Here is a 10,611-nt window from a genome sequence, read left to right on the forward strand (position 1 = left end):
CGATGATCCCTCCGGGGCTTCGCCCCTGCGGGATCGGCAGGCGAGAGGCTCCCCTCTACGGGATCGTCCTGCGGGAGCATTGATGAGGTTCACCCGGGGATTAACCAATACTGAATCGCAGGCAGGAGCACGGGCAGCGAGGCACCCCGACAGGGGTGCCCGCTTTTTAGACCCGGGTCGAGGGGCGTAGCCCCGACGACCCGGGGGTCAGGCGTTGCTAGCGATCCCGCGACCCCGCNAGGGTGTCGCACTGATTGACTGACTGGTATGTGCGACACCCTGGCGGGGTCGCATATCTTTCCCAAAGTCTTCTTTCCCGGGGTCTTCGGCACTTCGTGCCTCGACACCCGGTCTAAAAAGCGATGATCCCTCCGGGGCTTCGCCCCTGCGGGATCCGCAGACGGTAGCAGCAGGACCGGGATCAGTCGACAGGATTGCACGGCGACAGGGATTATCACTTCATTGCGTTAAGGCTCAAATGCGTCACCCCTGAAAGCTTAGCTTTACAAAAAGTGTCTACCACGCAGTACGAGCAAGGGCGCCAGGACCTCCCCTCGGACTACTATCGGGTTTAGGCGAATCTAATACCGGTATTAGTATTCACTATTATCGGTATTAGTTTTGTCTAAACCCGGTAATAGATTTGGCGTAAAGTTGTCTGCTGGTACCCAGGGTGTTTCGGCTTGTGTCAGGTACTCGGGGTACGAATCACTCGACGCCGGTCTCCTTGGGGTACTTACGCAGCAGCTCGGTCAGCCGCGCCTCATCACCCTTGGGAGCGATGAAGAGCAGATCGGGTGTGTCGACGATGAGGAAGTCCTCCAGACCATTGACCACCACCTTCTTCCGCGGCGTGGTCTCACGGACGAAGGTGCCCTCGCTCTCATCGAGGAAGAGGGTCTGTGGCTCACTGCGCTCACCCTTGTGCTCACTCATATAGCGCTCGAGACCGGACCAGGTGCCTATGTCGTCCCAGCCGAAGCTGCCGGGGAGGACGACGACATTGTCCGCCCGCTCCAGCACGCCGTAGTCGATCGAGATCGACGGACAGCTGCGGTAGGCATCGGCGGCATCCTCTGCCTCGCCGGGCTCACCATAGGTCTCTATCTCGGCGAAGTGGACTGCCACGTCGGGGAGGTACTTCTCCAGCGCATTGATGATGTCGATCGCCTTCCAGACGAAGATCCCCGCATTCCAGAGGTGATTGCCTCTGGCGAGCAGTCGCTCAGCCTCCTCCAGATCGGGCTTTTCCTTAAATCGTGACACACGATAGACCCCCTCCTGATCGGGCTCACCGGCGAGCTCGATGTAGCCATAGCCGGTCGCAGGATAGGTAGGCTCGATGCCGATCGTCATGAGGACGTCGTGCTCCGCCACGTAGGTGATCGCCTGATGCAGTACCCTCTGGTAGGCGACTGCGTCATCGATGTGGTGGTCCGACGGACAGACCACCATGATCGCCTCGGGATCCTCGGCGTAGATCCGGTAGGCGGCATAGGCGATGCAGGGGGCGGTATTGCGCCCCACCGGCTCCGTCAGCACCTGAGAGGGATGGAGGTAGGGCAGCTGCCGCAGCACCTCGTCCTGGTAGAGCTGTCCGGTCACCACGTAGAAGTGGCTCGCCGGTGCGACAGCCTCTAAGCGGAAGGCTGTGGAGCGGATCATCGTGCGCCCCTCATCGAGGATGTCGAGGAATTGCTTGGGCTGCTCGCGACGGCTCATCGGCCAGAAGCGCGATCCGACACCACCAGCCATCAGCACCCCGTAGGTGTGCGTGTGTACCATATCAATCATAGTCAGGGACGAGGAAAGTCACGAAATATCGATGCGCTGTCTCGAGGGACTGTCACCCTCGCCCAGGCATCGGGGACGTAGGTCCAGGAAGAGATGACGCGTGGAGTATAGGGATTGTGTCGCTCGAAGAAGTCGATCAGGTAGTACCTCAGATCACGATCGGTGGTGCGGACCACCCGACCGGGGAGGTCCTGCTTGGGGATACCTGCACCGCTCGTGAGGAGTCCTCCACCGCCCTGAGCTCGGTACGAGCTCATCACCACCAGATACTCCTCATCGGGATCGAAGGGTCTCCCCTTCCCTACCCCAGTAATCTCGATACGGTCTCCGGAGGGACGGGTCACATCGACGAGGTAACTGATGCCGGCGGCGGTGTCGAAGTTGAAGGAGGGACCCTCCAGCGGTAGATAAGGTCCGCCTCTCTTCGACTCATCGATCCGATAGAGCGGATCCTCGGGCGAACTCATCGTCCGGATGATCCGGTCGTAGCTCTCCTCGAGGTGAGCCTTTAGCTCAGACCCTCGGAGTCGCATCAGGTAGGCGTAATTCTCGTACTTATAGAGGTTGAAGAGGTCCGCCATACGGATCGGACCGGCAGGGATGACAAGGTTCTCCACCAGCGGGGCGGTGAGGGAGACCTCCGCCTCAGGGAATATCTCCAACTGGAGCCGGTGTATCAGGTCGGTGAAGGGTGCGGGGCGGAAGAAAACACTCCGGGAGTCCATCGGGGCAGTAAGCTGTCCCACCGGCTGCGCTGCGAAGTCCCGCACCTGCTGCTCTGAGGAAGCGAAGTGCTCCATGAAGTCGCCGTCCGGCTCGTAGGCGGAGAGGTCGATCAGCTCGGGCGCTACCCGCACGACCGGCTTACCACTTCCGCTCACCCCGAGAGAGATCTCGCAGTGAGAGAGCAGCCGTCCGTCCGCTCCCGCATCGAGGATATAGGTGTATCCGCCCGCCTCGCGAGGGATTGAGTCGAGTGCTGCCTGATGGTCGTGAGCGCAGAGGACGATATCCGCCTCCGGGATCGCCTTGGCGAGGTCATAGCCAACATTAGCAGCCATAGGTCGAGGATCCCCCTCCTTCTTCCCCGGACCGCTGTGCATGAGGCAGATCAGGAGATCCGGCTTCTGGCTCAGGATCTCAGGCAGGTAGGCCCGAGCGGTCTCTACTTGGTCTCTAAACTCGAGCCCGCTCCAGAGATGGGGCGGGAGGTTGTCGGTGAGGGTCGGCATGGTAAGCCCGAGGATGGCGATCTTCTTTCCCTCTTTCTCCACCACCACATAGGGCTTGAAGTAGGGCTTACCGGTAGCGGTGTCCACCACATTGGCTCCGAGGACGGGGAAGTCCGCCTCTCGCACAAAGCGGTCGTAGACGCCATGCCCGGTCTCGATGTCGTGGTTGCCGACCGTCATCGCATCGTAGCCGAGGTAGTTATACATCTCGGCCACCGCATGAGGTGATAAAGTATCGACCACATTGAAGTAATAAGTGAGTGGCTGCCCCTGCAGGAGATCCCCTGCATCGAGGAGCAGCACCGGTCGCACCTCGGGTTGTTCGCGATAGGAGCGGACGACCGTAGCCACACGAGCCACACCGCCACCGGTATCGGCACCCTCGAGTATGCTCTCCGGGAAGAGCGATCCATGTACGTCGCCGGTCGCAAAGAGGTCAATCGTCACCACCTCGCTCCGCTCCCGACAGCCGACGAGGCTCAGGGAGAGAAGGAGGGTGAAGAGAAGAGTAAGTCGCTTCATATACAGTCTATTATGCTTCCGCCACCTCATCCTGCCACTCCACATAGGGGTGGCGGGCAAGGGATCCATTAGTATACCGCTTATCGTCGGTCACCTCACGACCGATCCACTCCGGCAGAGGGAGCGAAGTCTCCAGGGAGGGAAGCTCTACCTCGGCGACGATGAGCCCCTCATTCTCCTCCTCAAAGAAGTCCACCTCCCACTTCCTCTCCCGCACCTCGATCACGTGCCGCTGCTTGACGATGGGGGTGGTCGATGCCACCGACATCATCTCCAGCGCCTCCTCGATGGGGATCTCATACTCATACTCCGTCCTGACGGAGAGGGTCTCCTCGTGTGCGATCTTGATCCCGAGGATCGCACGCTCCTCGTCGATGATGCGGACCCGAACTACCAGCGCATCGTCCGACACGAGGTAGCACTGGCGGATATTCTCCACATGATCTGAGGAGGGCAGCGTCATACCGGGACGCAGGAGAAACTTTCGCTCTATCTCAAGTGCCATATGTATTCTGTCTGTACGTGAATTAAGGGGGAGCTTATCTTACCTTGACCTGCGTCGCTCCAAATCCATACTCCGCAAAGGAGGCATCCTGCGTGGAGCTGCGCGGGTACTCCCTCGAGATCAGGTCGAGAACCGCCTTGCGGAGTACCCCCTCACCCTTGCCGTGGATCAGGATCACGGTCGTGCCCTTGAGCTTGGGCTGGCGATACTTCTCCATCACTTGCCGCACGTAGTCCAGCTGGTAGTCGAGGATATCTTTGGGCGACATTCCGGCGGTCGTCTCGATGATGTTGTCGATATGGAGGTCGACCACTACCGGTTCCTCCTTGGAGATCGGTCGCTTCTCCTGTGTCCGGGGACGAGGGGCGTCGGCACGCTTCTTCTTTGCGATCATCGCCTCCGCCAGCTTCTCTCCGTCCACCTTGTTTCTCCTGTAGGGCTTATCATCCTTCACTGCATGGTAGACGATCGCGCCGTCATCAAAGAATTCGTTAGAGACAAATGCGCCCTCGCGGAAGAACTTTGTCCCATCCACCTTCAGCTCCACCACCATCGGCTCGCGCGGAGTGTAGAGCGTCCCTCGCTTCATCGGCACCAGCGCCAGCTGTACGTGGGCTCGATCATTGACCTCCGACGGCAGGAAGCTCTCGAGGAACTCGGAGCTGTCGAAGGGTACCACCCCCTCGTAGCGAACCTCCTGCAGCGCCCCACGACCGGAGGTGTAGAGGACGAGGAGGTCGAAGTTGGAGTCATTGACGAGATAGGTCTCAAAGGGCGACGTCCCCAGCTGCTCCGGATCCTCGGGAAGGAAGCAGAGGTAGGCGTTGATCCGGTCGTGGTCGCTGTCCACCGGGCGCTTACGATGATCCTCCGCCGGCAGTGCAGGCTCCTGCACCGACCGTGGGGCGACCGTCTCCCGGGTATGCGTAGGGACAACCGGCTTAGGAGCGATCGTGCTCCCCTCGGTTACCGGGACCACATCGCTCGCACGGGTCGGCAGCTCAAATCCCGACTCATCCCGCACATAGATCACTCCCTCCCGACTGACACGGGTCACCTCGCCGCCTCCTGTCGCATCGAGGAAGCGCACACGGTCACCCACCTTTATCGTTGTACTCATACTTGATTTCTCTGCTGTTGCTTCACAAATGTACCCATTTTTCCCTCCGCACGGTTCACTCACATTGATGTACCTTTGCGGGTAGAGGGAAAAGGTCAACCAAAGCAAAGAATCGAAATGGACGACAAAACAAGAGAGAGAATAGAGCGGATCCGGGAGATGGAGGAGTGCCTCAGTCGCTGCGTGGAAGCCTCCGACCGGCTCTCCGCCGCCTGCAGGCAGTGGAAAGAGATCGCCGAGGAATCCCGCACCCTGGAGCAGTACTACCTGTGGGGCGAATGGAGGGAAGACTACGAGGCGGACGAGAGGGGCGAGCTCCCCGACGACCTCATCCGCGGTGTCCTCTCCGAGGATGCGGTGTATGACTACATCAGCGACAGGCAGGAGCTCGCCAAGGAGCTCCTCCGCACCGCACTTGCTGCGCTGGAGTCATAGCCTACTCTCGGACCGGGATCAGAAGTAGTGCTCCTCCCGCACCATCTCCACAGCACGGCGGATGGAGCGGAGACCGAAGTCTGCCGGCACGATCTCACGTATCGGGACGATGAGCAGCTTGGCGACATCGTCTCCCGCTTGGTCCACGTAGGGCACAAGGGACTCCACCTTGAGGTGATAGAAGAGGTCCAGCGTGTGGAGCGTCATCCCGGAGTAGAGGTATAGATTGGGGAGAGAGAAGAGGTACTTAGGTGGTCTGTGGATCCCTCCACGGAGACCGCCAAAGGCGTCGATACCGGTCTCCTCCATCAGCTCCCGCGCCATCGCCTCCTCGGCCGTCTCATCCATATCGACGAAGCCACCCGGCAGATCGTAGGTGCCGATGGCAGGCTCCTTACCACGAACGGCGACCAACATATTCTCCATCAGGTCGGTGATGAAGCAGGCACAGGCGGCTTGCGCATTGGCGTAGTACTCAAATCCACAGTCCTCGCACTTCTTCGCCTTGGCATTGACGACCCCGAAGTGAGGGCTGCCACACTTGGGACAGTGGGCAAAGAGCTCCAGAGGATGCTCAGTGACCGCCCCATCAGGAGTGGTGATTACATTTTTCTTCTCCATAATAACTTATATGACTCGCTTAGTAGGGTGTATCAATTGAGGATCAGCAGCACCAGATCCAGCAGTATCTCGTCGGGGTCGCCCTGGTCGCTGTACATACCCTTGCTCCTCGCGTCCGAGTGGCGCAGGGCATGGATGATCTCAACGACGCGGTGCGGCGTGTAGCTCTTGAGCCCGAGCATGATGTCCTTGACAAAAAAGGAGGAACTGATACCGAGGTACTTCATCACGCTCTGCTCCGTGTGGGGTCGCGGAGCATAATAAGCGGTGAGCAGATCGGCGAAGTAGCCGAAGAGCGTCGGGATGATCATCTGCACCGGCACCCGCTTGCTGTCCTCCGAGAGTGAGCGGGCGATGATGAGCGACTGTCGCCGGTCCTTACGGGCGAGGGCTCGCTTGAGATCAAAAGCGGTGTACTCCTTATTGAGTCCCGTGTAGGTGAGCACCTGCTCGGGCGTCACCTGACCCCGCACCTCCGCCGGGAGGGCCAGTGCCAGCTTCTCGAGCTCGCTATCCAGTCGGGTGACGTCGGTCCCGATATGCTCCGCCACCACCTGTACCGCCTCAGGCGTGAGGGTCAGTCCGTGCTCGAGAGCGAGGGGACGGATGTAGCCGCTGATCTGGTAGTCTCGGATCTCGGGAGACTCCACGTAGAGCCCCACCTTCTTCGTCAGGTTCTTGATCACGGTGAGGGTTCGGGTCGGCTTTTTCCCGCCCTTGAAGCAGAGCACCACGATTGATGACGGGACCGGGTGATCGGTGAGATTGCCCAGCACCTCCATCAGCGCTCCTCCCCCACCCTGCATCATCGCCTGCGCCTCCCGCACCACGGTGAGGGTATACTTCGCCATCATCGGTGCGCGACGCGCCGCCGTCAGCAGTTGCGAGGGCGACGCCGTGGTGCCGTAGAGGAGGGTGTAATTGAAGTCCTTCGCCTCCTCCGGCATATAGGCGGCCTCGATTTTTTTCTCTATCTTGTCGGTGAAGTACTCCTCCTCACCGGTGAGCAGATAGATGCGGTACGGCTCCTTGGTGGAGTCGATTGCGGTGAGGACACTCTGAGGCTCTTTGGTGTAAGGCATGGTAGTAGTGATGACTTCTGAGACAAATATACCCCTTTATGGCGGAAAGTAGAGAGAGCGACCGTCCAACGGTCTACGACCCCCTCCGGCGGAAGGAGGTGGCGCTGACCCCCGAGGAGGGAGTCAGGCAGGGGATCGTGCGCCATCTGATCGACAAGCTGGGCTACCCGCCCGAGCTGATGGGGAATGAGGTGGCGCTCCGTGTCGGGAAGCTTTCCCGTCGCTGCGACACCCTCGTCGTCGCCCCCGACCAGTCGCCGCTGATGATCATCGAGTACAAGGCGCCCTCCATCCGTCTCTCAGACGCGGTGCTGGAGCAGATCTACCGGTACAACTCGGTCCTCCGGGTCCCCGTGCTGGTGATCACCAATGGTCGCTCCATCTACGCCTACCTCGTTGGCTACGACGGCGAGGAGACCCGCCTCCTCTCCCGCCTCCCCTCCTACCCCGAGCTCCTCACCCTCACGAGGAGAGACTCCCCCTGAGCTGTCGGAGGCGAAGGAGGTGGTCCGATGCGACTACATGAATCCCTGCGAGATCCAGACCTTCCCCATAGCCGGTCGCGAGGTCTTCATTTACATACGCCGCCGGAGATGGAAGGAGCCAACAAATACTGCCAGAAACACCGACTTCTTTCTCTACCGCATCGCCCTCCATTTCTCCTAAATCCCTCATATCAAAATGCGAATTAGCCTAGCCCCTTCCTGATGGGAGGATCCGTGTCAGCTCAGAGCCGATAGGTAAGGGCAAGAGCTGCATCCGTGGTGCGAGAGCCACCGATTGTTAGAGCGACTCGACCGTGGAGTGCGACGTGCGCTCCGACCCGCCACCTCACACGACCCGACAGCTGCACTCCCTGCCCGCGGAGCATCGATCCGCCATAGAGGTACGGCATCCAGGGGAGACTGCTCAGGATCATCTGCCCCTTCGCCAGTCGGTAGAGCCTCAGATCGCCCTCGGCAAGGAGTGACTTCTGATCATCGTACCGGATCCTTCCCCTCACCGATCCGCCCACTCCCTCTCCCTCGGTGTGGAGCAGCTGTACCTCCTCTCTGCCGGACCACTTCGCCCCATGCTGTCTGTCGTTGCTGTACCGAAGCGATAGCCGCTGCGGTCTCTCCGGCACGCTCAGCCAGCGGAGCGTCAGGAGGGTGGAGCCATGGTAGCTGCTCTTCCCCAGTCGGGCGAGGAGCATCGTCCCGGCAGGAGAGCCTCCGTCCGTGCGGCGAAATCGATCCGCCACCACCGTCCCACTGACGTACCGCGCCACCTCGCCGCTCCACTGCAGGCGGTAGCCCCACTCGTCCCGCCCTGAGGAGTAGTGACCATCACCGGATCCGTAGGGGGAGTAGCGTCCCTTGCCGAAGTAGCGCCCCGAGACCGTCAGCGCCCCCACCATCTCATCCAGGTAGGACAGACTCCCCTCGGCAGCCCTTCGCTCCCCCGGCGCCAGCGTCACCTCTCCTGAGGCGATCACCCTCTCTCCCATCCGGTAACCATCCACAGATGCCTCCCGCAAGACCATCGCATCGGGATAGCGAAGGGGCGGCAGGAGTGGGCGCCCATCGTTTGTCCGGTGCCTGTAGGTCACTCCCGTCATGCCGATGTGACCACTCTCACTATCGTAGGAGAGATAGCCCCCGACCATCTCCCGCCGAGCCGTATGACGGTGACGGAGAGAGAAGGGGTCCCTATGGAGTCCAGTCTTGTAGAGCGTCGCGATCCTCTGCCCCTCGATCCGCGCATCTATCGGCTCGTACCCGCCGAAGAGAACCACCTCCACCGACCCCAGCCTCCGCTCCAGCGCAAGCCCCCGCAGGTAGTCATACTCTCTCGCCGACCGGTGTGGTCGCAGGTCCAGCGTCACCCGGTCCGGTATGCCCGTGCCGTAGATCGAGGAGGAGAAGATGGAGCGCCCCTGTCCCATCAGCAGCCCGCGCCCCGTGGTGAGGCGGAGGTCACCGAGGAGAATGCTCGTCCGGCTGTCTCGGTACCGAAGCGTCCCGCTGAGGTGGTCCATCCATCCCTCGCGTGCCGGGCGGAAGGGCTCTCCCCGGTCCGTCTCCCCCACCAGAGCCCAGTCGAGATGCTTCCCGTTGTCTCCCACCGAGCGGATCAGCAGCGAGGCGGACCCCTCTCTGTAGAGCGAAGCTACCGCATACTCTCGCCTTGGTCTCGGAGGTCGGTCGTCCGTTTCACCCACTGTGAGGTAGGGGTAGAGCAGGGATAGGAGACGAAGCTCGGCACCCTGCACCTCCTTGAGGTCATAGACCGACTCCAGCCGTCCACTCTGTGAGCGGTAGAGGAGGAAGTTTCGGATAAAGAATGGATCCAAGAGCGGGACACGAGCCAGCTCATCCGCCGTGGCGGTATTGAGGTCCAGCGGATGAAGCTCCAGCCGCTCCAGTTCCTCAGCCGCCCTCTGCCGCGCCTCCTCGTCCTCGATGAGCGCCAGGATCGCCTCCGACGAGAGACTCTCCTGCGCGACGACCCGCACGCCAAGACCGATCATCCCGACCAGCAGGAGGAGTCGAAGGACTCTACCGGTGCTGCTCCTCACTGCCCTCGTCGTCATCGAAGAGAGAGGGGCGGTGCTTCGTCGCATCGCCCACGATCCGCTCCATGACGCATCGCCGCACAAAGTCGGACCTCGACCGACCGGGATGGCGTCTGAGATACCGCTCGATGATCTCCATCTGGCTCTCGGAGAAGAGCACCGTCACCCGCACCGTATGTGGCTCCTGCCGGATCCTCTCTCCCCTCCGTCTCGATCGTCTCATGCCGTGGACTCTTGTCTCTCGCTGGTAGTCTGTGATAGGAAGCCGGACCGGTACGGGTCGGGAGCGAGGTGCCCTCCGTCGTGCCTCACCCCGTGGGGGCAAGCGCCAAGCAGTCTCTGGCTGTCGCATCCGGTCATGGCTTATTATCCTTAGTAGGTGGTAAATGTACCTCTTTTTACCAAAAGGCCGACCGCCTCGACCAGCCGCCCCCGGAGTGACTCGTAACAGACTGGTAACCAGAGCCGATAAGCTTTAGCGCTCTGAGGGATTTCTTTTACCGATAATAGTTGCGACTAATACCGGTATTAGTTTCTCCTATTACCGGTACTAGATTTCAGCCACCTCGATGGCTCTATCGGACGAGTCGGACAAGTCGGTCGAGTCGAACAAGTCGGACGACTATGATGATGCACTGTCCTATAGGATAGGACCGCCAGTCGTTGCGATGGTAGGGGTGACGCATTTGAGCATTGGGGTAATCATATACCTAGAGGGCTTATCCGTGAGGCACCCGAAGGGT

General features: G+C 60.6%; 11 protein-coding genes. 3 read left to right on the forward strand and 8 right to left on the reverse strand.

From position 1 onward, the window contains the following. Nucleotides 1-708: 708 nt before the first annotated feature. The 4 genes from B088_RS07490 to B088_RS07505 are packed head-to-tail and all read right to left on the reverse strand — an operon-like array spanning nucleotide 709 to nucleotide 5,173. Nucleotides 709-1,794, reverse strand: coding sequence for a mannose-1-phosphate guanylyltransferase (locus B088_RS07490; RefSeq protein WP_018107801.1), 1,086 nt, complete (start codon nucleotides 1,792-1,794; stop codon nucleotides 709-711). Between the two features lie 2 nt (nucleotides 1,795-1,796). Further along, nucleotides 1,797-3,548, reverse strand: a complete 1,752-nt coding sequence (locus tag B088_RS07495) for a bifunctional metallophosphatase/5'-nucleotidase (RefSeq protein ID WP_018107802.1) — start codon at nucleotides 3,546-3,548, stop codon at nucleotides 1,797-1,799. 10 nt (nucleotides 3,549-3,558) lie between these two features. After that, nucleotides 3,559-4,053, reverse strand: a complete 495-nt coding sequence (locus tag B088_RS07500) for a CYTH domain-containing protein (protein WP_018107803.1) — start codon at nucleotides 4,051-4,053, stop codon at nucleotides 3,559-3,561. 34 nt (nucleotides 4,054-4,087) lie between these two features. Further along, nucleotides 4,088-5,173, reverse strand: coding sequence for a Smr/MutS family protein (locus B088_RS07505; protein ID WP_018107804.1), 1,086 nt, complete (start codon nucleotides 5,171-5,173; stop codon nucleotides 4,088-4,090). Between the two features lie 117 nt (nucleotides 5,174-5,290). Between B088_RS07505 and B088_RS07510 the strand changes: the two genes are divergently transcribed. Further along, nucleotides 5,291-5,608 carry a DUF4298 domain-containing protein gene (locus B088_RS07510; RefSeq protein WP_018107805.1) on the forward strand — a complete coding sequence of 106 codons (318 nt, stop codon included), beginning with the start codon at nucleotides 5,291-5,293 and terminating at the stop codon, nucleotides 5,606-5,608. An 18-nt stretch (nucleotides 5,609-5,626) separates the two neighbouring features. Here the strand turns inward: B088_RS07510 and B088_RS07515 are convergent, their stop codons facing one another. Both B088_RS07515 and holA read right to left on the reverse strand, forming a co-directional pair. After that, nucleotides 5,627-6,229 carry an NUDIX hydrolase gene (locus tag B088_RS07515; RefSeq protein ID WP_018107806.1) on the reverse strand — a complete coding sequence of 201 codons (603 nt, stop codon included), beginning with the start codon at nucleotides 6,227-6,229 and terminating at the stop codon, nucleotides 5,627-5,629. A 32-nt stretch (nucleotides 6,230-6,261) separates the two neighbouring features. Further along, nucleotides 6,262-7,311, reverse strand: coding sequence for a DNA polymerase III subunit delta (holA, locus tag B088_RS07520; protein WP_018107807.1), 1,050 nt, complete (start codon nucleotides 7,309-7,311; stop codon nucleotides 6,262-6,264). A 38-nt stretch (nucleotides 7,312-7,349) separates the two neighbouring features. Between holA and B088_RS07525 the strand changes: the two genes are divergently transcribed. Beyond that, nucleotides 7,350-7,796 carry a type I restriction enzyme HsdR N-terminal domain-containing protein gene (locus B088_RS07525; protein WP_018107808.1) on the forward strand — a complete coding sequence of 149 codons (447 nt, stop codon included), beginning with the start codon at nucleotides 7,350-7,352 and terminating at the stop codon, nucleotides 7,794-7,796. Nucleotides 7,797-7,833: 37 nt separating this feature from the next. Next, a complete protein-coding gene (locus tag B088_RS08700) occupies nucleotides 7,834-7,977 on the forward strand; it encodes a hypothetical protein (protein WP_018107809.1) in 144 nt (47 codons plus the stop codon). Between the two features lie 61 nt (nucleotides 7,978-8,038). Here B088_RS08700 and B088_RS07530 read toward each other — a convergent pair whose 3' ends face one another. Together B088_RS07530 and B088_RS07535 are read right to left on the reverse strand one after the other, a co-directional pair. Beyond that, nucleotides 8,039-9,916, reverse strand: coding sequence for a ComEA family DNA-binding protein (locus tag B088_RS07530; RefSeq protein WP_081605490.1), 1,878 nt, complete (start codon nucleotides 9,914-9,916; stop codon nucleotides 8,039-8,041). Then, on the reverse strand, nucleotides 9,852-10,091 hold the full coding sequence (locus B088_RS07535; RefSeq protein WP_018107811.1) for a ribbon-helix-helix domain-containing protein: 240 nt from the start codon (nucleotides 10,089-10,091) through the stop codon (nucleotides 9,852-9,854). The genes B088_RS07530 and B088_RS07535 overlap by 65 nt, the downstream gene beginning before the upstream one ends. Nucleotides 10,092-10,611: the final 520 nt, after the last annotated feature.

The organism is Porphyromonas bennonis DSM 23058 = JCM 16335 (assembly GCF_000375645.1).
Lineage (GTDB): Bacteria > Bacteroidota > Bacteroidia > Bacteroidales > Porphyromonadaceae > Porphyromonas_A > Porphyromonas_A bennonis.